We start from the raw sequence: 22,042 nt of genomic DNA on the forward strand, positions 1-22,042 counted from the left end.
AAGGGCGGCGAACACGCCCGGCGGAGCCGGGCCAAAGTTACAGCGCACGACGCCCTGAAAGCGCCCGGCCCAGCGTCAGCTCGTCCGCGAACTCCAGATCCCCACCCATCGGCAGCCCGGAAGCCAGCCTGGTCACCGACAACCCCGGAAAGTCCCGCAGCATCCGCACGAGGTAGGTGGCCGTAGCCTCCCCCTCGGTATTCGGATCGGTGGCGATGATGACCTCGCTGACGTCCACCCCGTCCTGCTGATTCCCGATCCGGGCGAGCAGCTGCCGGATCCGCAGCTGGTCCGGCCCGACCCCGTTGAGCGGGTCGAGCGCGCCGCCGAGCACGTGGTACCGGCCGCGGAACTCGCGGGTGCGCTCGATCGCCTGGACGTCCTTCGGCTCCTCGACCACGCAGATCATGGTGCGGTCGCGGCGCGGGTCGACGCAGATGCGGCAGAGCTCGCCGTCGGAGACGGTGCCGCATTCGGCGCAGAAGCGCACGCCGTCGCGCACCTTCTGCAGCGCCGCCTGCAACCGGTCGATCTCCGGCGCCTCGACGCCGAGCAGGTGGAAGGCGATGCGCTGCGCGCTCTTCGGACCGACGCCGGGCAGCCGCCCGAGCTCGTCGATCAGGTCCTGGACCGGGCCCTCGTACACCTACGGCCTCTACAGGCCCGGCAGCTGGCCGCCGTCGCCGAAGCCGCCGGAGAGCGGGCCGAGCCGCTCGGCCGCCAGCTGCTGCGCGTTCGCCATGGCGTCGTTGACGGCGCCGATCACCAGGTCCTGCAGCCCCTCGACGTCCTCGGGGTCGACCACCTTGGGGTCGATGGTCAGCGCGACCACCTCGCCCGAGGCCTTGATGGTGACCTGCACGAGGCCGCCGCCTGCCTGCCCCTGCACCTCGGAGGCCGCGATCTCGGCCTGCGCCTCCATCACCGCCTGCTGCATCTGCTGCGCCTGCGCGAGGAGCTGCTGCATGTCGAACTGGCCATCGGGTTGCACGAGAGAATCCTTCCAGCGGGCGGGAATGTCAGCTCCAGACTAGTCCGGGCCGGGGACCGGTACATCGCACGTTTTGCGAGGATTTATCATGGAACTCGGGTCGGGTCCGGGATTTTTGTCGCACCGGCTACAGCGCGGCGATCTTCCCGACAAGGTAATCGATGACCGGTAGCGACCCTGGAGCCGACGATGTCCCCGCTTCTCCGTAAGTCCGTTCTCACCATAGCCGCTTCGACCATGGTGCTGCTGTTCGCCGGGGGCGGTACCGCCCAGGCCGACTCGGGGGTCGCCGACTACGGGGGCGGCTGCGTCCTGGACTCCGGCAATCGGGCGGCGACCATCGACGCGCTCCGCTTCCGCTGCTCGCCGGAGCAGCAGGATCTGCTCTTCCACGAGGCCGCGCCCGGCGCCGCGCCGCAGGGCGTCACCAGCGGCTGGGTGGTGCGCCCCGGCTACATCCAGGGCATCGCCCCCGCCTTCTGGATCGGCAAGACCTTCGCCACCGGCCCGGACGGCGGCACCCTCACCAACCGGGTCACCGGGCTCGACATCGCCGCCTGGCCCGCGAACATCTACCGCGGCAGCGCGCTGCTCGACGGCCGCCAGGCCTGGGTGCTGAACTACGCGCCGTCGCCGACCCCGCAGGTGCACGACGAGATCCGCGAGGTCTCGCCCGGGGTCTGGTTCGGCTACTCGTGGTGGCTCGGCGCGCTGCAGAACACCCTGCTGCTCACCTTCGTGGTCGCCACCCCGTGATCGGTTGACTCTCCCGCCACGGGAGGGTGTTCGCTGGAGCCCATGACAGCGACCGTCCCGATCGGGGAGTTCTCCCGGTTGACCTACCTCAGCGTCAAGGCGCTGCGGTACTACCACGACATCGCGCTGCTCGAGCCCGCGGCGATCGACCCGGGCTCGGGCTACCGCCGCTACTCGGTGGATCAGGTGCCCGCCGCGCACCTGATCCGCCGCCTGCGCGCGCTGGACATGCCGGTGGGCGAGATCCGCGCGGTGCTCGACGCGGGCGATACCGCGGCGCGGGACGGGGCGCTGCGCGCGCACCTGCTCCGGATGGAGCGGGAGCTGAACCGCACCAGGGACGTGGTGGCGTCGCTGCGCGCGCTGCTCGCGCCCGGGTCGCGGGCGCTGCCGGTGGAGTACCGGACCACGGCCGCCTTCCCGGCGCTCACCGTCACCGAGGGGCTGGCCCGCGCCGAGATCGGACCGTGGTGCGGCAGCGCCTTCGCCCTGCTCTACCGCACGCTCGCCGCCGCCGGGGTCACCCCGGCCGGGCCGGGCGGCGCGACGTACTCCGCCGCCTGGTTCGAGGAGGACGCGGGCGCGGTGACGGCCTACGTCCCGGTGCCGCCCGGCACCGGCGGCCCGCTGCCCGCCGCCCCCGACACCCACCCGGCCCCGGTCCTCGCCGAACTGCCCGGCGGCCGCTTCGCCGTCGCCGTGCACGAGGGCGGCTTCGAGGACTTCGACCGCAGCTACGGCGCGCTCGGCAGCCACGTCGCCGCACACGACACCTCGCTGCCGGAGCCCATCCGCGAGATCTACCTGGCCGGGCCGGACCGGATCGACGACCCGGCCGGATACCGCACCGAAATCTGCTGGCCCATCCGCTGACCCAGGAGGAACCCCATGTCACTCGAGCTCGCGCACGTCACCATCGACAGCGAGAACGCCGCCGCGCTGGCCGGCTTCTACGCCGAACTGCTGGACCGCACGGTCGATCCGGAGGCGTCGGAGTACTTCGCCACCGTCGGCGGCGCCCCGACGCTCATGTTCATCAAGGTGCCGGACAAGACGCCGGGCAAGAACTCCGTGCACCTCGACCTGCACACGCCGGAGCGGCGGGCGCAGGTCGAGCGGGCACTTGCCCTCGGCGCGAAGCAGCTCGGCGAGTTCGACGAGTACGGCGCGCGCTGGACCACGCTGAGCGATCCCGAGGGGAACCTCTTCGATATCGGCGAGAGCCGCTAGGCCAGTTCGTTCTTCAGGTTCTCCAGCACCTCGGCCTGGATCTTCTTCAGCCCGAGCGGGGCGAAGATGCCCTCGAAGATGCCCTTGACCCCGCCCGCACCGTTCCAGGTGGTGAGCAGCGTGACCGTGGAGCCGGTGCCGTCGGGGCTCACGGTCCAGGTGTTCACCAGGGTGGAGTTCGAATCCTTCTCGGTGACGGTGGAATCCGCCGCGGTGACCACCGCGCGCACATTGCGCTGCCGCTTCTCGGTGGCCTGCAGGATCCACTCGGCGACGGTGCCGGTGCCCTTGCCGCCCTCGACCACGCGGTAGTCGCGGTAGTGCGCGCTCAGGATGCGCGGGCGGACGGTGTCGTAGTCGGCGACGGCCGCGAGCACCCGCTGCGGATCCGCGGGCACCGTGATCGAACTGCTGGCGCTGACCTGTCCCACTTCGCACTCCTTCTCCGGACGCCGGCCCCCGGCGCCCACGCTGACCGAAACGTCCGGGCTCGAACGCCCGGACGCAAGAGATCCTGCCCGATCCCGGGTTGCCGCACGAATGCGCGCCCGCCGTCGAGCCGAATACAACACCGCCGTGTTACCTGCTTGTTCCCTGTTCGCCCCCCTCCGTGACATTTCTCGGCCGACACGGTGAACGTGGTGGCCGGTGCCGGTTCGACGTACTAGCGTCGAGGGGTGGCAGTGAGTCCGATGAGGAAGGCCGGCCACGTCCCGGCCGCACGCGAATCCGGTTTCGCCGCGCATCAGGAAGGCGTCGAGCGACTACTCGCGAGCTATCGCGCCATTCCCGCCGACGCGAATGTCCGTTTGGCGAAGAAAACGTCGAATTTGTTCCGGGCCAGGGCGAGCAATTCCGCACCGGGGCTCGATGTCTCCGGGCTCGCCTCGGTGATCGCGGTGGACCCGGCGGCCCGCACCGCCGACGTCGCGGGGATGACCACCTACGAGGACCTGGTGGCGGCGACGCTGCCGTACGGGCTCGCGCCGCTGGTGGTGCCGCAGCTCAAGACGATCACGCTCGGCGGCGCGGTGACCGGGCTCGGCATCGAGTCCACCTCCTTCCGCAGCGGGCTGCCGCACGAGTCGGTGCTGGAGATGGATGTCCTCACCGGCTCCGGCGAGATCCGCACCGTGCGCCCCGACGGCGAGTACGCCGACCTGTTCCGCGGCTTCCCGAACTCCTACGGCACGCTCGGCTACACCGTCCGGCTGAAGATCGAGCTGGAGCCGGTGCTGCCCTACGTCGAGCTGCGGCACCTGCGCTTCCACGACCTGCGCGCGCTGGAGGCGGCGCTGGCCAGGATCGTGCTGGAGCGGGCGCACGACGGCGAGCGGGTGGACTACCTGGACGGCGTGGTCTTCACCGCCGACGAGAGCTACCTGATCCTCGGCAGGCAGACCGACGAACCGGGCCCGACCAGTGATTACACCGGGATGTCGATCTTCTACCAGTCGATCAGGCACGACGGCGCCGCCCCGAAGCGGGACCGGCTCACCATCGCCGACTACCTCTGGCGCTGGGACACCGACTGGTTCTGGTGCTCGCGCGCCTTCGGCACGCAGAACCCGCGCATCCGCCGGTTCTGGCCGAAGCGGTACCGGCGCAGCAGCTTCTACTGGAAGCTGGTCGCGCTGGATCGCCGGTACGGGATCGCCGACCGGCTCGGGGCCAGGAAGGGCAACCCGCCGCAGGAGCGGGTGGTGCAGGACATCGAGGTGCCGGTGGAGCGCACCGCCGACTTCGTCGAGTGGTTCCTGCGGGAGATCCCGATCGAGCCGCTCTGGCTCTGCCCGCTGCGCCTGCGCGACAGCGGGGCCGAGACCGACGCCGGTGGCCGCGCCTGGCCGCTCTACCCGCTGGCGCCGGGCCGCACGTACGTGAATGTCGGATTCTGGTCGGCGGTGCCGACCGTTCCCGGGCAGCCGGAGGGCGCGGCCAACCGCGCCATCGAGCGCACCGTCACCGAGTTCGACGGTCACAAATCGCTGTACTCGGATTCCTTCTACGACAAGGATGAATTCGCGGCGCTCTACGGCGGCAGCCATTACACCGAGCTGAAAAAACGCTACGACCCGGACCAGCGGCTGCTGGACCTGTATGCGAAGGCGGTGCAGAGACAATGACCACTTTCCGAGACCGATCCGACGTATTGGCCGAACTCGGAACCAAATTGACGATCGCGGAGATCATCGAAACGCTGGTCGACGGCCCGGTGCCGGTTCGATTCACCGCGTTCGACGGCAGCGCGACCGGCCCGGAGGACTCCGAGTTCGTTCTGGAGATCCGCAATCCGCGCGGCATCAACTACCTGGTGAACGCGCTCGGCGACCTCGGCCTCGCCCGGGCCTACATCGCCGGTGACCTGGTGGTGCACGGCGTGCACCCGGGCGACCCGTACCCGGCGCTGCACGCCATGCAGTCGCTGAAATTCCACCGGCCGTCGGCGCTCACCCTGGTGACCATCGCGCGCTCGCTCGGCTGGGAGCGGCTGCGCCCGGTCCCGCCGCCGCCGCAGGAGACGCTGCCGCGCTGGCGCCGGGTGGCCCTGGAGGGGCTGCGGCACTCCAAGACCAGGGACGCGGAGGCGATCCACCACCACTACGACGTCTCCAATGCCTTCTACGAGCACGTGCTCGGCCCCTCCATGACCTACACCTGCGCCGCCTACGGCGAGCCGGACTGGACGCTGGAGCAGGCGCAGGAGAACAAGTACCGGCTGGTCTTCGACAAGCTGCACCTGAAGGAGGGTGACCGGCTGCTCGACATCGGCTGCGGCTGGGGCGGGATGGTGCGCTACGCCGCCCGGCGGGGAGTCCGGGTGATCGGGGCGACGCTCTCCGCCGAGCAGGCGGCCTGGGCGCAGAAGAAGATCGCGGACGAGGGGCTCTCCGAGCTCGCCGAGGTGCGGCACAGCGACTACCGCGACATCGCGGAGTCCGGGTTCGACGCCGTCTCCTCGATCGGGCTCACCGAGCACATCGGGGTGCACAACTACCCGAGCTACTTCCGCTTCATCCAGGGCAAGCTGCGCGAGGGCGGGCTCTTCCTGAACCACTGCATCACCAGGCACGACAACACCAAGACCACGAAGGCGGGCGATTTCATCGACCGCTACGTGTTCCCGGACGGCGAGCTGATCGGCTCCGGCCGGATCATCAGCGACATCCAGAATGTCGGGCTCGAGGTGCTGCACGAGGAGAACCTGCGCGAGCACTACGCGCTCACGCTCGCGGAGTGGTGCGAGAACCTGGTGCGGAACTGGGATGCCTGCGTCGCCGAGGCCGGGGAGGGGACCGCCAAGGTCTGGGGGTTGTACATGGCCGGGAGCCGGCTCGGTTTCCAGCGCAATGTGGTGCAGCTGCACCAGGTGCTCGGGGTCAAGCTCGGCCCCGACGGGCTCTGGAACGTCCCCCTCCGCCCCTGGTGGAACCCGTAGGTTCCCGTGCCGCTGCCCGCCCGGAACGTCGGGCGGGCAGCGCTGTGGTCCGCTGGTCTCACCTCCGGCGGTAGCCGAAGGGGGCTCCACCCCGTAGGGGTGGAAATAGCTTCCTACTCCTCTGCTCCGAGTACGCGGAGGATCGCGGTGATACCGGGCCCGGTGTCGAGCAGGGGCCGGGCCCATCCGATCTCGGCGCAGGTGGCGGCGACGGGCCGCACGAGATGCGCCGCCTCACCGACCCACCCCGCCGCGGCGAGACACTCGGCCAGCAAGAGCGTGGTGTCGAGCTCGGCCCGCGGCCGCTGCTGCTCCACGGTCCGGCTGCGCAACGCCCGCGCCCGGCGAATCGCCCGATCCGCGAGATCACCGTCCACCCCGGCGGCGTGCCGCGCCAGCAGCGTGCGAACCGCCGCGATCTCCTCCGCCTCGGCGACCAGCGCCGCCGCCCCGCGCCGCCGCCCGGCCCCGTAGGGCGCACCGTCCGGCTCCCCCGGCTCCGGCGATACGAACCCGAGCCGCAGCTGCTCGGCCCGCACGTGCGCGGCGAGCCGCGCCAGATCGTTGCCCGCGGCCAGCCTGGCGCCCTCGTCCAGCCGGGCGAGCGCGGCCTCCGGATCGCCGCGCAGCGCCTTCACCCGCGCCCCGATCACGTAGACCGGGATCAGGAAGTCGACCGGCCCGATCCGGGTGGCGAGCCGGTGACTCTCGTCCAGCAGCTCCGCCGCCGCCTCCAGCTCACCCTGCCGGTACCGCAGCTCGCCGAGCATGGCCGCCGCCAGCCGGGCCGCGTGCGAGCGCGGCCCCGACTTCGTCAGCGCCAGCTCGTAGGCGCGCCGGTACCGGTCGTCGGCGGCGCCGATATCGAGCAGCTCGTACCCGATCGCCCCCTCCCCGCACAGCCCGAAGACCGCGCCGAGCGGGTCCTTCGACCCGGCGTGGTACTCGGCGGCCCACTGCTGCACCCGCGCCGCCTCGCCGAAGTCGAACTCCGCCCAGTGCACGAAGCTCGCCAGGTTGGCGGCGGTGGAGACGGTCCAGGCGGGCAGCTCGGCGGCGCGGGCCAGGCAGTCGGCCACCCCGTCCAGCACGCCGTCGGTGCGGTCCCGCGCGACGTCGTCCGCGGCCGCGAGCACCGCCGCCGCGCAGCGCTGCGTCACCACCTCGGCGTCGTCCGACGACCCGCGCGCCAGCAGGTTCGAGAGCTTGCCGAGCGTGCTGCGCGCCGCCCCGGACTGCTGCAGGTTCACATTGGCCCGCGCCACCGCCATGAGCAGCTTGGAGCGCGACGCCACCTGCTGCATCGGCAGCTTGGAGACGGTGCCGAGCAGCGTGGCCAGCCGCGACCCGTCGATCAGGTCCATGCCGCCGCCCTCCAGCAGGTCCAGCGCCATGGTGAGGTCGGCCGCGGCGAGCGCGTGATCCACCGACTTGCGCAGCTGCTGGTGCTCGGCGAACCAGCGCGACGCCCTGCGGTGCAGCGCGCGCGAGCGGCCGGGGCGCACCCGGTCCAGCCGGGCGCGCAGGTACTCGGCGAAGAGCGGCTGGATGCGGAACCAGCTCGGGTCCCGGTGGCTGCGGGTGACGAAGAGCTCCCTCGACTCCGCCTCGGCCAGCAGCAGCTCGGCCTCCGGGTCGCCGGTGAGCGCGGTGGCCAGCGCGCCGCTGACCCGCTCGGTCACCGCGACATCCATCAGGAACTCCAGCAGCCGCGGCTCCAGCGAGTGCAGCACGTTCTCGGTGAGGTACTCGCCGATGCCGTGCGCGCCCGGGCTCTGCACGAGGAGCTCCGGATCGGCGCCGTTGCGCAGCGAGAGCCCGGCCAGCGCCACCGCGGCGGGCCAGCCGTCGGTGGCCGCGGCGATCGCCGCCACCTGGGCCTCGGTCAGCGTCGGCGGCTCGCCGTGCGCGAGCACCTCGCCGGTCTCCTCCGGGCCGAAGCGCAGCCGCGCGGCGTCGATCTCGACCAGTTCGTCGTCGACCCGGAGCCGGCTCAGCGGCAGCGCGCCGAGTTCCCTGGTGGCGAGGACGAAGCGCAGGTGGTGGCAGCCATTGCCGAGCAGGGTGTCGAGCACGCCGCGGGCGCCCTCGTCGGTGATCCGGTGCCAGTCGTCGATCAGCACCACCACCGGCTCGCCGGAGCTGTGCAGCTCGTCGATGAGGGTGGCGACGACGTAGCCGATGCCGTCCTCCGGCCGCTCCTCCAGCACCTGGCAGAGCCCGAGCCCGATATCCGGGCGCACCTGGCGGACGGCCTCGATCAGGTGCGCGAGGAACCAGCTCGCGGCGTCGTCGTCGGCATCGATCCCGATCCAGGCGGCGGCGATCCCGCGCTCCTGCAGCTCCGCTCGCCACTGCGCGGCCAGCGTGCTCTTGCCGTACCCGGCGGGGGCGTGGATCAGCGCCAGCCTGCGCAGCCCGCCCGCGTGCAGGATGCGCAGCAGCTCGTCGCGGCGCACCGGCGCGCGCAGCGGGGTCGGCGGCCGGAACTTGGTGGCCGGGGTGGGCGGGACGGTACCCGCGGGCGGTGTGCCGCGCCGGGTCGGCTCCGGGCCGGAATCCTCGTCGTCGGCAACGGCCCCGCCGAACCCGGCCTCGGCGACCAGCGGCAGCGCCATCTCGTCCGGCGGCCTGCCGTGCGCCCGCTGCACCTCGCGCAGCAGCTCGCCGAAGGCGTACGCGCTGTCCGGGCGGTCGTCCGGGTCGGGGGCCATGGCCCGCTCGATCACCCCGGCGACATCGTCCGGGATGGCGTGCTCGCGCAGGTCGGGCACCGGCTGCGTGGTGATCCGCAGGAACTGCGCCACCACCTTCTCCCCGGCCTGCCGCTCGAAGGCGGCGTGCCCGGTGAGCACGGCGAAGAGCGTGGCACCGAGGCCGTAGACATCGGAGCGCACGCTCGGCTCCTGGCCGCCGAGCACCTCCGGCGCGGTGTACGCGGGCGAGCCGGTGATGAGATTGCCCGAGGTGCGGAAGCCACCGGGGATGCGGGCAATGCCGAAATCCGTGAGCTGCGGTTCGCCGTAGGCGCTGAGCAGCACATTCGCCGGTTTCACGTCGCGGTGCAGAATGCCGGCCCGGTGCGCGCTCTCGATCGCGCCGGCCAGCCTGACCCCGGCGCGCAGCGTATCGGCCCAGCCGAGCGGCCCCTGCTCGCGCAGCGTGTCGTCCAGCGAGCCGCGCACGCAGAACGGCATGACGATGATCGGCAGCCCGCTCGGCGTGACGTCGACCTGCAGGATGTCCAGGATGTTCGGGTGCCCGGAGAGCCGGCCCATGGCCTGCTCCTCGCGCAGGAAGCGGGCCCGGCTCTCGGCGTCCAGGTCGGAGGAGAGCACCTTCACCGCGACCACCCGGCCGAGCGTGGTCTGCACGCAGCGGAAGACGACGCCGAAGCCGCCGCGGCCGATGGTCGCCGCCTCGGCCAGCCCCATCCCGGCCAGCTCGGCGACGATCTCGGTCAGATCGTCGGCCGGACCGGGGTCGGGCAGGTGCCGTCGAGTCTCGGATCCGGCCGGCCCCCGGTCGGGGGCCGCCCGTTCCGGCGAGGGTCGGTTCACCGGACCACCTCGACCTCACTCGACGGCGCGGTACACACCCTCCAACGTAGCGCGCCGGATGCCGGAGCGGTGCGCTTCCGCCCGGCGCGGCGGCTCGCTACCGATCGAAGGTTCCGATCAGCGCAGTGCCAGCGCGATGACCTGCGTCTTCTGCTTGTCGTCGAAGTTGTTGTCGCTGACGAGGATCAGGGTGCGCTCGCCGGTGGCGAGCCGCGGCCCCCAGGTCATCCCCTCGATATTGTCCACGTGGCCGAGGCCGAGCTGGGTGAGGTCGGCCACCAGCTCCTTCGCGACCGGTTTGGCGCCGCCGATCGGCTTGTCCAGCACATTGGCGGCGGCCGCGATATCGGCGCGGTAGATCCGGATCCGGTTGCCCTGCCCGGGCACGTAGCCGCGCTCCAGCACCAGCAGCTTGGTGGGGTCGAGGGTGTTCTCGGCGAGCAGGCTCGCGACGCCGTTGCTGCCGTCGCCGGGCACGAAGACCGGCTCCACCGGGTAGGCGTACTGCGCGAGCACCGGGCCGGAGCGCGCCTGCACGGTGAGCCGGATCGGCGCGCCCGCGGCGGCGGTCGGCGCCGGGCCGTCCTGCAGCAGCGGCCCCTCCAGCGCGGTCACGAAGAGCATGCCGTCGGCGGCGAAGGTGGCGCCCTCCAGCCCGGCATTGCGGCGCGGCCCCGAACTGGCCCGCATGGCGGTGCTGCCCGCGATCGGCAGCGCGCCCGCGTAGGAGCCGTCCGGGTGCGCGATCCGGGTGGCGGGGTCGATGAGCAGGTCCTCGAACCGCTCGCCCTCCTGGGTCCAGACGAAATCGCCGGTCCGCGGATCCACCCGGATCTCCTCGGGATCCACCGAGAGCGCGCCGTATTCGGCGCCGTCCGGGGCCTGCAGCGGGTGCGTGCCGGTGAGCGTGACCGGGCCGATGCCGCGGTCGTCCACCGCGAACCGGGCGGTATAGAACCGGGCCGGGTCGCGCTCCGAGCGATCGTCGCTGATCAGGACGTATTCACCGGTGCGCGCGGCGAAGTCGATGCCGGAGAGCCCGCCCACCGTGGTGCCGTCGAACTCCAGCCCGAAGGGCAGCACCTGCTCGCCGAGCAGCCGGACCGCGGGCGGCGCCGCCCCCGCCGTCGGCACCACCCCCGGCAGCGCCAGCGCTGCACCTGCCAATACTCCCGCTACGGCCCGACCCGTCCGCCCACTCAGCACGCGATCAAAATAGCCGAACTCACGAGTAGGAGTGAAGAGCACCACAAACCGTACGGTTAACAAGACCGTGCTGTTCGCCACAGCGAAATCCGCTGCGCGGCCCGAAAATCCGTGCAGTGCTCCAGACGCGACGGGCCCGGCACCGCGCTGCGGTGCCGGGCCCGTCGGGCTACTGCCTACTTGCGCAGCGAGGCCGGGACCTCGAAGCGCTTGCCGTACTTCTCGGCCAGGTAGTCGGCACGGGCCACGAAGGCCTCCTGCCCACCCGGGTAGCCGACGATGAACTGGTGCACGCCACCGGTCCAGGCCGGGAAGCCGATGCCGAAGATCGAGCCGATATTGGCGTCGGCGGTCGAGGTGAGCACCCCTTCGTCGAAGCACTTCTGGGTCTCGATGGCCTCGGCGAACAGCATCCGGTCGACCAGGTCCTGGAACGGGACCTGCAGGTCGGTGCTGGTCTTGTAGTGATCGCGGATGCCCTGCCAGATGTGCAGGCGCTTGCCGTCCTCGTCGTACTCGAAGAAGCCGGCCTTCTCCAGCCGGCCCGGGCGGCCCTGCTCGACCATGAAGTCGATGACGTCGAGCGCCGGGTGCCGCTCGGTGCCCATGGTGATGTCGCCGCGCTCGGCCGCCTCGGTGGTCTCCTTGGCGATCTTCTGCATGAGCTTCATGTTCAGCTCATCGGTGAGCTGCAGCGGCGCGGCCGGGTAGCCCGCGTGCAGGCCCGCCTGCTCGATGGTGGCGGGCTCGATGCCCTCCGTGAGCATGGCGATCGCCTCGTTGACGAAGGTGCCGATCACCCGCGAGGTGAAGAAGCCGCGGCTGTCGTTGACCACGATCGGGGTCTTCTTGATGGCGAGGGTGTAGTCGAACACCCTGGCCAGCGCCTCGTCCGAGGTCTTCTCCCCGCGGATGATCTCCACCAGCGGCATCTTGTCGACGGGCGAGAAGAAGTGGATGCCGATGAAGTCCTCCTGGCGCTTCACACCGTTCGCGAGACCGGTGATCGGCAGGGTGGAGGTGTTCGAGCCGAGCAGCGCGTCGGGGGTGACGATGTCCTCGATCTCCTGGAACACCTTGTGCTTCAGCTCGGTGTTCTCGAAGACCGCCTCGACCACGAAGTCGACGCCGGCGAAGTCGGCCGGATCGGCGGTGGGGGTGATCCGGGCCAGCAGCGCCTTGGACTTCTCCTCGGTGGTCTTGCCCCGGGAGAGCGCCTTGGCCTCGATCTTCTCGGAGTAGTTCTTGCCGCGCTCGGCCGCCTCGATGGTGACGTCCTTGAGCACGACCTCGAACCCGGCCTTGGCGGAGACGTACGCGATGCCGGCGCCCATCATGCCCGCGCCGAGCACGCCGACCTTCTTGATCTCGCGCTTCGGCACGTCCTTCGGCCGCGAGCCACCGTTGTTGATGGTCTGCAGGTCGAAGAAGAAGGCCTGGATCATGTTCTTCGCGACCGGCCCGGTGAGCAGGTGCACGAAGTAGCGCGACTCGATCAGCGAGGCGTCGTCGAAGCCGACCTGCGAGCCCTCGACCGCGGCCGAGAGGATGGCGCGCGGGGCGGGCATGTTGGCGCCCTTGAGCTGCTTGCGCAGGTTCGCCGGGAAGGCGGGCAGGTTGGCCGCGAAGGCCGGCGAGGCCGGGGTGCCGCCGGGGATCTTGTAGCCCTTGACGTCCCAGGGCTGCACGCCCTTGTCGGGGTTGGCCTTGATCCACGCCTTGGCGGCCGGGACCAGCTCGTCCACCGAGCCGACCAGCTCGTCGACGAGGCCGATCTCCTTGGCCTTGGCCGGCTTGTTGCGCTGGCCCTGCAGCAACACCTGCATGAGCGCCACCTGCAGGCCGAGCTTGCGCACGGTGCGGATGATGCCGCCGCCGGCGGGCAGCAGGCCGAGGGTCGCCTCGGGCAGCCCGATCTGCGAGCCGGGCACGTCGGCCGCGATCCGGTGGTGGGTGGCGAGCGCGATCTCCAGGCCGCCGCCGAGCGCGGCGCCGTTGATGGCCGCCACGACCGGCTTGCCGAGGGTCTCCAGCTTGCGCAGGGCGCCCTTGATCTCGGCCAGCTCGTCGAAGAGCGCCTGCGCGTCGTCCGGGCCGACGTGCATCATGTTCTTCAGGTCGCCGCCGGCGAAGAACGTCTTCTTGGCCGAGGTCAGCACGACACCGGTGATGTCGTCCTTCTCCGCGACCAGCCGATCGACGGTCGCCGTCATCGACTTCTTGTACAGCTCGTTCATCGTGTTGGCGCCCTGGTTCGGGTCGTCCATCGTCAGTACGACGATGCCGTCCGAATCCTTTTCCCAACCGATCATGTTGGTTTCGCTCACAGCTCTGTGTCTCCTATTTCCGGCTGCCGGTTGGGGTCAGACCCGCTCGATGATGGTCGCGACGCCCATGCCGCCGCCGATGCACAGGGTGACCAGCGCGTAGCGCGCGTTCCGGCGCTCCAGCTCGTCGACCATGGTGCCGGTGATCATGGCGCCGGTGGCGCCGAGCGGGTGGCCCATCGCGATGGCGCCGCCGTTGACGTTCAGCTTCTCGTCCGGGATGTTCAGGTCCTTCTGGAACTTGAGCACCACGGAGGCGAAGGCCTCGTTGATCTCGACCAGGTCGATGTCGTCCAGCGTCAGCCCGGCCTTGGCCAGCACCTTGTGCGCGGCCGGGGTGGGGCCGGTCAGCATGATGGTGCCGTCCGCGCCGGAGGTGGCGGTGGCGACGACGCGGGCGCGCGGGGTCAGCCCGGAGGCCTTGCCCGCCTCCTCGCTGCCGACCAGGACGAGCGCGGAGCCGTCGACGATGCCCGAGCTGTTGCCGCCGTGGTGCACGTGGTTGATCTTCTCCACGTAGTGGTACTTCTGCAGCGCCACCGCGTCGAAGCCGCCCATCTCGCCGACCACCGAGAAGGAGGGGTTCAGCTTGGCCAGGTCCTCGACCGTGGTGCCGGGGCGCATGTGCTCGTCCCGGTCCAGCACGACCAGGCCGTTGATGTCCTTCACCGGCACGATGGACTTGGCGAAGTAACCGCCGGTGGTGGCCTTGGCGGCCAGGTCCTGCGAGCGCACCGCGTAGGCGTCGACATCGTCGCGGCTGAAGCCCTCGATGCTGGCGATCAGGTCGGCGGAGACGCCCTGCGGCACGAAGTAGTTGTCGTAGTTGGTGGCCGGGTCGAGCGCCCAGGCGCCGCCGTCCGAGCCCATCGGCACGCGGGACATGGACTCCACGCCACCGGCGATCACCAGGTCGTCGAAGCCGGAGCGCACCTTCTGCGCCGCCATGTTGACGGCCTCCAGGCCGGAGGCACAGAAGCGGTTGATCTGCACGCCGCCGACGGTGTCGGGCAGCTTGGCGCTGAGCACGACGGTGCGGGCGATATCGCCGCCCTGGTCACCGACCGGGGAGACGACACCGAGGATGACGTCCGAGATCCGGTCCTCGTCGAGGTTGGGGAAGCGGTTGCGCAGCTCCTGGACCAGACCAACGGTCAGATCGACCGGCTTGACCGAGGTCAGCGTGCCCTTCTTGTTACGGCCGCGCGGGGTGCGGATGGCCTCGTAAATGTAGGCCTCAGTGGTCATATCGGAGTGTTCCTTCCTAGGGGTGCGGCGGTGCGGACTCTCGCCCGTCCAACGCTGTCGTGTCCGTACCGCGAGCGGTAGGGACGCGGGGGGTTACCTCGCCGACCGGCCCTGGGACCGACCGTCCTGACGCTGTACAAAACCGGTCATGCAGCGATCGGCGCGTTTCAGCGCCCCGACCTAGCTCGGCCACCCGACCATACTACCGCGTGTGCGAACTCCGGTTAACTTAACGTGTTGAGGGCAAGGGTTGTCAACCATCCAGCCTTGTGGCGCCCAGCTCACTGCGCAGCAGCTCGAGCGCCACCTCGTCCGGGTCGCGCCGATCGCCGGGCGCCACCGGTTCCGCGGCGGCGGCCAGCATCTCCCGCTCCTCCTCCGCCGTGGTGGGCGGGATCGCGGTGCCTGCGCCGTAGGCAGAGCCGTTTCCGCTGGTGGCGGTGGGGTCGGGCGGGTAGGCGCCGTCCGGGCCGGGGTCGTCGGGGAGGTCGGGGTAGTCCGGGGGCGGGACGTCGTCGTACGGGGTGCGGGTGGCGGGCGCGGCCGTGCCGCGGCCCGCGGGGGGTGAGATGGTGCGGCCGGTGGCCGGCGCGGGGCGGGTGGGCGGCTTGGGGTCGGGGCGGGTCGCCGGGCCCCAGGCGGGTTCGCCCTCCTGGTCATCCGGGGCGGGCTCGCGCTGCGCCTCCCGATTCTGGCTCGGGCGGGAGTAGCGGGGGGCGCTCTTCTCCGGTTTCCGCTCGGCGCGGCCCTGCTGCCTGGCCGGGGGCTGCTGGCGCGGCGGCGGGGCGCCGCCCGCCTCCCAGCGCAGGTCGAACTCGCGATTCAGCACCGCGCGGATCGCGGAGCGCACCGCCTCCACATTGCGCGGGTCGGAGAGGCGCTGGGCCAGCGGCGGGCTCTGGTGCGCGAACACCACGGTGCCGCGCTCCACCCGCAGCACCGAGGCGCCGGAGAGCAGGGCCTGCAGGGTTGTGCTGAACTCCTTGACCCGGCCGCGGATCTCCTGCCAGGAGTCGGTGACGATGCGCTGGATCTCGGCGTCCGAGTCCCCCGCGCCCTGCGGTGCCGATCCGGCGTCGTCCGCCTCCGCCACCCCGTTCGATGACGCGGTGGCTGGTCCGGCGGCCGTGGGAGCCGAGCCCGTCGTCGCCGGCAGGCTGGGAGCGGGCCCCTCGGCAGGAACATCCTGCGGCTCGGGCGCGGACGGACTCTCAGTGGATGCCGCACGCGCCTCGTGACCGCCGGCGGCCGGGTCGGCCGCATCCGCGGCGGAAGTCCCGAGCGACTTCGGGCTGCTGTCCACCGCCGAATCCGCCGCGGGCGCGGCAACCGCCTCGGGCGACTCCTGACCACCCTCGGCCGCCGTCGTCGCCGGACTCGCGCCGAGCGACGCTCGGTCATCCGAGTCGTCCGCAGGCGCGACAGCATGTGCGCCGGCCCCGGCCGCGTCACCGCCATCGGCAGCAACCGTTTGCCCTTCGTTCGGAGCACTGGGCGCCTCCACCTGGCTGCCCGCGGGTCCGCTCCCGGACGCATCATCCCGGCCGCTGCCGGAATCCGCGACTTCCTGCGGCGCTCCACCGCTCCCCGCCGCAGCATCGGGCACCGCATCGGCAGCGGGCGAACCGTCCCGTTCACCCCCGCGCTCCCGGCGCAACGCCGCCATCGCCTCCGCCCCGCGCCGCCGCGGCGGCTGATCCGCGCCCGCGACGGGCACCGGATCCGGCACCACGACGGCGGTGGCGCCCGCCCCGCTCGGCGGGGCAGGCGCGAAGACCCCGCCCGCCACGGCCTGCTCCAACCGCTCCAGCCGCTGGAGCGTCGCCGCGTCGGTATCGGAGGCGGCGGGCAGCAGCATGCGCGCGCACACCACCTCGAGCAGCAGCCGGGGCGCGGTGGCGCCGCGCATCTCGCCGAGCCCCTCGTGCAGCAGCTCGGCGTAGCGGGTGAGGGTCGCGGGCCCGATCCGCCCCGCCTGCTCGCGCAGCCGCTCGAGTACGTCGTCGGGGCCTGCGACCAGCCCGCGCTCGGTGGCGTCCGGCACCGCCCGGACCAGGATCAGGTCGCGCAACCGCTCCAGCAGGTCGACCGCGAACCGCCGCGGATCGTGCCCCGCCTCCATGACCTGCTCGACCACCCCGAAGAGCTCGGCGCCGTCGGCGGCGGCGAGCGCGTCGACTGCCCCGTCGATGAGCGCGACGTCGGTGACCCCGAGCAGCGCCACCGCGCGGGGATAGGTGACGCCCTCCGGCCCGGCCCCGGCCAGCAACTGGTCGAGCACGCTCAGACTGTCCCGCGGCGACCCCCCGCCCGCCCGGATGACCAGCGGATACACCGCGTCCTCGACCGCCACCCCCTCCTGCTCGCAGATCTTCCCGAGCAGCCCGCGCATGGTGGCGGGTGGAAGCAGCCGGAACGGGTAGTGGTGGGTGCGCGAGCGGATGGTGGGCAGCACCTTCTCCGGCTCGGTGGTGGCGAAGACGAAGATGAGGTGCGCGGGCGGCTCCTCGACAATCTTGAGCAGGGCATTGAACCCCGCCGTCGTCACCATGTGCGCCTCGTCGACGATGAACACCCGGTACCTGGACTCGGCGGGCGCGTAGAAGGCGCGATCGCGCAGCTCGCGGGTGTCGTCGACGCCGCCGTGGCTCGCGGCGTCGAGTTCGATCACATCCAGGTTGCCCGGCCCGCCGGGGCCGAGCGCGACGCAGGACGGGCAGACCCCGCACGGCGTCGAGGTCGGCCCCTGCACGCAGTTGAGCGAGCGCGCGAGGATGCGCGCGGAGGAGGTCTTGCCGCAGCCGCGCGGGCCGGAGAACAGGTAGGCATGGCTGATGCGGCCGGTGTCCAGCGCGGTGCGCAGCGGGTCGGTGACGTGCTCCTGCCCCACCACCTCAGCGAATGTTGCCGGTCGGTACTTCCGGTACAGAGCCACGGCCAGAGGTTACCGGCGGCCACCGACAGCGAGCCAGCCGCGCTCCGGCTGTCCGGAAAGCGCTCCGACGCACCGGGAAGCGCAATACGTGATGCAAATCACAGCGCTGCGCGCACCCTTTTCCCAGGTCGGACCCACACCGCAGGGGGCTATCGGGAAGCTATCCCCCGCGACCGGTTCACCGAAATCGACCCTTCTCCCGATGAAAACCGCCGGACAGCTCGGTAAGCGGACCTGACGCCGGTTTACCCGCGGATTTCCCGCCCGCGCGCATCAGGTTTCGTCCGGCGCAGCGGTGCAATCTGCTGGTTACCTTGGAATCGTTACCCCGAATACCCAGCGCCACCACGGATTCCCCTGGCGACACGATCGCCACGATTCGTTCGAGGAGTGTGTATCGCCGTGCCGTCGTGTGACACCATCGCCGCAGCCTGGCTCGCGCAGACCGAACTCGCCGCCGACCGCACCGCGGTCGCCCTGCTGAGCCGGGCCATCGATCCACCGGAGCTGGAGCCGGAGCGTGAACCGCTCCCGATCACCGCCGCCGCCGAGCCGGGCACCGCCGCGGCCATCCTGGAGCTGCTCGAGCACGGCGCGGTGCCGACGCTCGCCGCCGTCCGCACGCACATCGCGCGGAAGGAGCTCCGGGTGGAGTCGGAGCGGGTCGGCAGGCTCGGCGAGCTGGCGCAGTGCGGCATCGACGATTTCGGGCGCATCCTGGCCCGGCTCACCCACGACCACTGGATCCGGCACGGCGCGGGCCCGACCAGGCGCGACGTCCTGGACGCCCCCGCCGTGCACACCGCGGTCCGCGAGTACGTCGGCGATGTCGCGCCGACCGCGGTGCGGCACCTGTGGCTGCTGGAGCGGGCGCAGCGGGCGGGGTGGATCGCCTACAACACCAGCCCGCGCTCGCTCTGCGCGGGCCGCCGCTTCCACGCCGCCAAGTACGGCCAGCGGGTCTCGCTGCAACCGGTGGAGACCATCGGCACCCTGGTCGCCCGCTTCGTGGACGACTACCGCACCAGGTACGAGCGCTCGCCGCGGTGGAACACGCTCGCGCACGACCTGCGGGACAACCGCGGCCGCCGGGTCTTCTTCGACACCGCCGACGCGCACGTGCAGCGGCTCTGGCTGGTCACCGCGGGCTGGCTGAGCACCCCGAACGACCTGCCCGCGCCGGGCCCGCTGGCGCAGAAACTGCTCGCACCGCGCTGACCGCGCTCAGTTCACCTGCCCCGCCGCGGCGGTGAAGGTGTTGCAGCGGGCGGTGCGGTTCTGCTCGACCCCGGTCTCGAACCACTGGCCGCCGTTCTCGGCGGTGCCGTGGTCGCGCATGTCCCCGCTCTGGTCGCCGCGGCCGTAGGCATCGCGCCTGGCCACATTGAGCTGGGTGGAGCTCAGCGACCCCGCCTCCGAGGAGGCGCCGATGAACATGCCGTCGAAGCAGTTGGCCTGCAGCTCGACCCGGCGGGAGAGCTCGAGCCCCTCGGTGCTGCGCACCCCGGCGTCCACCCGGTCGCTGTTGGCCTTGCGCAGGATGCCGCTCAGCGCCTGCACGTGGTGGCCGTACTCGTGCGCGAAGACCGACAGGTAGACCACCCAGTTGTCCTTGAAGAGGTCGGTCTGCAGCTGGCTGATCGGCATGTAGATGGTGCGGTTGGCCGGGCAGTAGAACGCGGCGAACTCGCTGGTCGTTCCGGTGCACGGGGTGGTGACGCCCGCGGTGGAGGCGGTGACCGAGAGCGCCGGGTCGGAGAACGGCAGCCCGGCCTCGCCGAGGACGGGGCGCCAGGCGTCGGCCAGGCAGCCCGCCGCGGTCTCGAAGAAGGTGCGCGCCACCTCGACCCCGGTGCCCCACGGCGCGTAGTCGCAGTCCGCGGGCAGCAGGGTGGCGGAGGTATCGGTGAGCAGCGGGTTGGCGGCGGTCTCGGCCGGGCCCGCGTCGGTCTCGCCGGGCGGCTGGTAGCCGAAGCTCGGGTCGGGGCCGGTGGCCTGGTCGGCGGTGTGCGCGGCGGCGCCGAGCCGCACCAGCCCCGCGACCACCGCGATCACCACGGCGAGCACGATGAAGACGACCTTGCCGCCGCCCGATTTCCGCGGCTGGTTCGGCCGCCCCGGGGGGCCGTAGGGCGCGGGCGGCCTGCCGTACGGCGGGGGCGCTCCGTAGGGCTGCGGCGCCCCATACGGCTGCGGCGCCCCGTACGGCTGCGGCGCGCCGTAGGGCTGCGGCCGCTGCTGCGAATACGCCTGCGGCGGCACGTAGCTCGGGGGTCGCCCCTGCGGCGGTGCGGCATAACCGGGCTGCGGCGAGTGCCCGGGGGGCGCGCCATAGCCGGGCGGCCTCGCGGAGTGCCCGGGGGGCGGGCTGGCGTGCCCGGGGGGCGGGCCGGAGTAGCCCGGCGGCGGCGCCGATGGCCCCGGCGGCGGGGCGGAGCCGGGCGCCCTGCGCTGCCCCGGCTGCTGCGGATACCCCGACGGCGGCCGCTGCCCCGGCGGCGGCCCGTAGGGCCCGGGCGGCCCCTGACCTCCGGAGCCCGGACCCTGGCCGTGCGGAGGTCGAGTCACTCCACCGTCCCCCTCCGCTTCACAGGTTCAACAGCCGCCGACGAAGGATAGCAACCCGTCTAGAGTATCCAGCCATGCTGAGTTTTCGGGGGGGCGCCCGAGCCGCACTCCTGCTCCTGGCCGCGGCGGGCACGCTGGCCACCGCGCCGGTCGCCGCCGCCCAGCCCGCGCCCGGCGCCGCGATCATCGCCGATCTGAAGCTGAACCGGGACGGCGTGCTCGAGGTGGTCGAGACGATCTCGGTGCCTGCGGGCGGGCAGTTCCGGATGTCGCTGCCGCTGCGGCTCGACCTCGGCGACGGCAGGGAGCGGCGCTTCGAGGTCACCGACGTGGCGACCGCGGGCTCCGGGACGACGACCTTCGCCGACGATCAATTCAGCATCGAGGCGAACCCCGGCGAGTCGACCTTCCGCTACCACGTGCGCAATACCGTCGGCGTGGCGCCGGAGAGCCAGGTCTTCAACTGGGTCGGGCTGCTGAACGCCGACGTCTCCTCGATCAGCGCCACCGTGATCGCGCCGAGCTACCAAATGGCGCTGGTCGACTGCAAACTCGGCCCGATCGGCGCCACCCGGCCCTGCGCGGACGTGCACATCGAGCCGGACGGCGTGCTCTACCTGGAGCAGACCGGGCTGCAGCGCGGCGACGCCATCGACCTGCGGCTCCAGCTGCCGCCGAACACGGTGCCCGCCAATGCCGACGTCACCGAGCCGGGCCGTTCGCCCTTCGCGCTCTCCGCGCCCGCCCTCATCGCCTTCGGCGTGCTGCTCGCCGCGCTGGCCGTCCTGGCGGCGCTGGTGTTCCGGGCACGGCGCGGTGCGGCCGACGACGGCACCCGGGTGATCGACCCGCTGCTCCGGGACGGCGGCACCGTGCAGTTCACCTCGCCGGAGGGCGTGCTGCCCGGCGAGGCGGGGCTGCTGCTCGACGAGCACGCCGACCCGGTCGACCTCGCCGCCACCGTCGTGGATCTCGCTGTCCGCCGCTACCTGCGGATCACCCGGATCGCGGAGGCGGACTGGCGGATCGAGCGGGTGAACCCGGCCGACGACCAGCTGCGCGACTACGAGCGCATCGTCTACGAGACGCTGCTCCCCGCCGGGGCCGACACCGTCCGGTTCTCCGAGCTCAGCGCACCGGGGCGGATGTCGCTGGAGGCCCTGCGCGCCGGGCTGATCGCCGACGCCGTCGCGCGCGGCACCTTCACCGACCCGCGCAGCCGCGCGCTGCCGCGCTACCTCGGCGCCGCGCTGATCGCGGTCGGCGCCGCGGTGACCGTGATCCTCGCGCTCACCGCCGGGCACGCGCTGGTCGGCGTCGCCATCGCGCTCGGCGGGGTCGCCGCGCTGCTGCTTCCGAGCAGGCTGCCGCTGCGCACCGACCGCGGCCGCGAACTGGCCGCCCAGCTCCGCGCCATGCAGCGCGGGCTGGAGCACGTCCGGCGCGCGGACGTCCCGGTCGATCAGCAGGAGCTGCTGTTCTCCCGGGCACTGCCCTTCACGGTGGTCGGCGGCCGCGGTGACCACTGGATCCGGGTATTCGGCGATCTCGATCCGACCGCCGACGGCGACCCCGGGCTCTACTGGTTCGGCGGCTTCGACCGGGATCGCGACCTGCGGCGCTTCGCCGGCCACTTCCCGTACTTCATCACCGCGCTGGAGCGGCTCTTCGGCGGCGGGGGCCCCCCGGCGGGGGGGGGCCCGCCCGCCCGCCCGGGCCACCCCGAGGAAGCCCCCACCCCCGCCGCGGGGGGGGGGCGGGGGCCGCTGCAGAGATAGGGAG

The 22,042-nt window shown here is 72.1% G+C and carries 16 protein-coding genes; 7 read left to right on the forward strand and 9 right to left on the reverse strand.

Annotated features, from left to right (window positions below):
• Positions 1-37: 37 nt before the first annotated feature.
• Together recR and AB0H71_RS15465 are read right to left on the reverse strand one after the other, a co-directional pair.
• The gene (gene recR, locus AB0H71_RS15460) at positions 38-646 is read right to left on the reverse strand and encodes a recombination mediator RecR (protein WP_233015562.1); all 609 of its coding nucleotides are present in this window, start codon (positions 644-646) and stop codon (positions 38-40) included.
• Between the two features lie 9 nt (positions 647-655).
• A complete protein-coding gene (locus AB0H71_RS15465) occupies positions 656-991 on the reverse strand; it encodes a YbaB/EbfC family nucleoid-associated protein (protein ID WP_357020285.1) in 336 nt (111 codons plus the stop codon).
• 237 nt (positions 992-1,228) lie between these two features.
• On the opposite strand from AB0H71_RS15465, the gene AB0H71_RS15470 reads away from it, so the two are divergent.
• The 3 genes from AB0H71_RS15470 to AB0H71_RS15480 are packed head-to-tail and all read left to right on the forward strand — an operon-like array spanning position 1,229 to position 2,977.
• Positions 1,229-1,747: a hypothetical protein gene (locus AB0H71_RS15470; protein ID WP_357020288.1), complete on the forward strand. Its 519-nt coding sequence runs from the start codon at positions 1,229-1,231 to the stop codon at positions 1,745-1,747.
• 42 nt (positions 1,748-1,789) lie between these two features.
• Positions 1,790-2,620, forward strand: a complete 831-nt coding sequence (locus AB0H71_RS15475; RefSeq protein WP_357020290.1) for a MerR family transcriptional regulator — start codon at positions 1,790-1,792, stop codon at positions 2,618-2,620.
• Positions 2,621-2,635: 15 nt separating this feature from the next.
• A complete protein-coding gene (locus AB0H71_RS15480) occupies positions 2,636-2,977 on the forward strand; it encodes a VOC family protein (protein WP_357020293.1) in 342 nt (113 codons plus the stop codon).
• Here the strand turns inward: AB0H71_RS15480 and AB0H71_RS15485 are convergent.
• Entirely contained in the window at positions 2,974-3,408 is a 435-nt protein-coding gene (locus AB0H71_RS15485; protein ID WP_357020296.1) for an SRPBCC family protein, read from the reverse strand. The two genes, AB0H71_RS15480 and AB0H71_RS15485, sit on opposite strands and share 4 nt — an antisense overlap.
• 261 nt (positions 3,409-3,669) lie before the next feature.
• Here AB0H71_RS15485 and AB0H71_RS15490 point away from each other — a divergent pair, with 261 nt between their 5' ends.
• Positions 3,670-5,103, forward strand: a complete 1,434-nt coding sequence (locus AB0H71_RS15490; protein ID WP_357020436.1) for an FAD-binding oxidoreductase — start codon at positions 3,670-3,672, stop codon at positions 5,101-5,103.
• A complete protein-coding gene (locus AB0H71_RS15495; RefSeq protein WP_357020298.1) occupies positions 5,100-6,416 on the forward strand; it encodes a class I SAM-dependent methyltransferase in 1,317 nt (438 codons plus the stop codon). The genes AB0H71_RS15490 and AB0H71_RS15495 overlap by 4 nt, the downstream gene beginning before the upstream one ends.
• Before the next feature lie 113 nt (positions 6,417-6,529).
• Here AB0H71_RS15495 and AB0H71_RS15500 read toward each other — a convergent pair whose 3' ends face one another.
• The 5 genes from AB0H71_RS15500 to AB0H71_RS15520 form a co-directional block, all read right to left on the reverse strand.
• Positions 6,530-9,976 carry a protein kinase gene (locus AB0H71_RS15500; RefSeq protein ID WP_357020301.1) on the reverse strand — a complete coding sequence of 1,149 codons (3,447 nt, stop codon included), beginning with the start codon at positions 9,974-9,976 and terminating at the stop codon, positions 6,530-6,532.
• A 117-nt stretch (positions 9,977-10,093) separates the two neighbouring features.
• Positions 10,094-11,143 carry an esterase-like activity of phytase family protein gene (locus AB0H71_RS15505; RefSeq protein ID WP_357020304.1) on the reverse strand — a complete coding sequence of 350 codons (1,050 nt, stop codon included), beginning with the start codon at positions 11,141-11,143 and terminating at the stop codon, positions 10,094-10,096.
• Positions 11,144-11,358: 215 nt separating this feature from the next.
• Positions 11,359-13,509 (reverse strand): 3-hydroxyacyl-CoA dehydrogenase NAD-binding domain-containing protein, encoded by a 2,151-nt coding sequence (locus AB0H71_RS15510; protein ID WP_357020307.1) that lies wholly within the window; start codon positions 13,507-13,509, stop codon positions 11,359-11,361.
• Positions 13,510-13,545: 36 nt separating this feature from the next.
• On the reverse strand, positions 13,546-14,757 hold the full coding sequence (locus AB0H71_RS15515; RefSeq protein WP_357020310.1) for an acetyl-CoA C-acetyltransferase: 1,212 nt from the start codon (positions 14,755-14,757) through the stop codon (positions 13,546-13,548).
• Between the two features lie 253 nt (positions 14,758-15,010).
• A complete protein-coding gene (locus AB0H71_RS15520) occupies positions 15,011-17,692 on the reverse strand; it encodes a DNA polymerase III subunit gamma and tau (RefSeq protein WP_357020313.1) in 2,682 nt (893 codons plus the stop codon).
• Positions 17,693-18,094: 402 nt separating this feature from the next.
• On the opposite strand from AB0H71_RS15520, the gene AB0H71_RS15525 reads away from it, so the two are divergent.
• Complete coding sequence (locus AB0H71_RS15525; RefSeq protein WP_357020316.1) at positions 18,095-18,910, forward strand: hypothetical protein; 816 nt, start codon at positions 18,095-18,097, stop codon at positions 18,908-18,910.
• Between the two features lie 6 nt (positions 18,911-18,916).
• Here AB0H71_RS15525 and AB0H71_RS15530 read toward each other — a convergent pair whose 3' ends face one another.
• Positions 18,917-19,954: a neutral zinc metallopeptidase gene (locus AB0H71_RS15530; protein WP_357020319.1), complete on the reverse strand. Its 1,038-nt coding sequence runs from the start codon at positions 19,952-19,954 to the stop codon at positions 18,917-18,919.
• Between the two features lie 380 nt (positions 19,955-20,334).
• Between AB0H71_RS15530 and AB0H71_RS15535 the strand changes: the two genes are divergently transcribed.
• Positions 20,335-22,038 carry a DUF2207 domain-containing protein gene (locus AB0H71_RS15535; protein ID WP_357020322.1) on the forward strand — a complete coding sequence of 568 codons (1,704 nt, stop codon included), beginning with the start codon at positions 20,335-20,337 and terminating at the stop codon, positions 22,036-22,038.
• The last annotated feature ends 4 nt before the right edge of the window (positions 22,039-22,042 follow it).

The sequence above is a fragment of the Nocardia sp. NPDC050697 genome (assembly GCF_040654395.1).
In the GTDB taxonomy this organism is placed as follows: domain Bacteria; phylum Actinomycetota; class Actinomycetes; order Mycobacteriales; family Mycobacteriaceae; genus Nocardia.

What these genes read in the sequence shown, in the direction of transcription:
- AB0H71_RS15470 (WP_357020288.1), top strand. Translation starts at nt 1,229, where the DNA reads ATGGTGCTGCTGTTCGCCGGGGGCGGTACCGCCCAGGCCGACTCGGGG.
- AB0H71_RS15475 (WP_357020290.1), top strand. Translation starts at nt 1,790, where the DNA reads ATGACAGCGACCGTCCCGATCGGGGAGTTCTCCCGGTTGACCTACCTC.
- AB0H71_RS15480 (WP_357020293.1), top strand. Translation starts at nt 2,636, where the DNA reads ATGTCACTCGAGCTCGCGCACGTCACCATCGACAGCGAGAACGCCGCC.
- AB0H71_RS15490 (WP_357020436.1), top strand. Translation starts at nt 3,670, where the DNA reads ATGAGGAAGGCCGGCCACGTCCCGGCCGCACGCGAATCCGGTTTCGCC.
- AB0H71_RS15495 (WP_357020298.1), top strand. Translation starts at nt 5,100, where the DNA reads ATGACCACTTTCCGAGACCGATCCGACGTATTGGCCGAACTCGGAACC.
- AB0H71_RS15515 (WP_357020310.1), bottom strand. Translation starts at nt 14,757, where the DNA reads ATGACCACTGAGGCCTACATTTACGAGGCCATCCGCACCCCGCGCGGC.
- AB0H71_RS15535 (WP_357020322.1), top strand. Translation starts at nt 20,335, where the DNA reads ATGCTGAGTTTTCGGGGGGGCGCCCGAGCCGCACTCCTGCTCCTGGCC.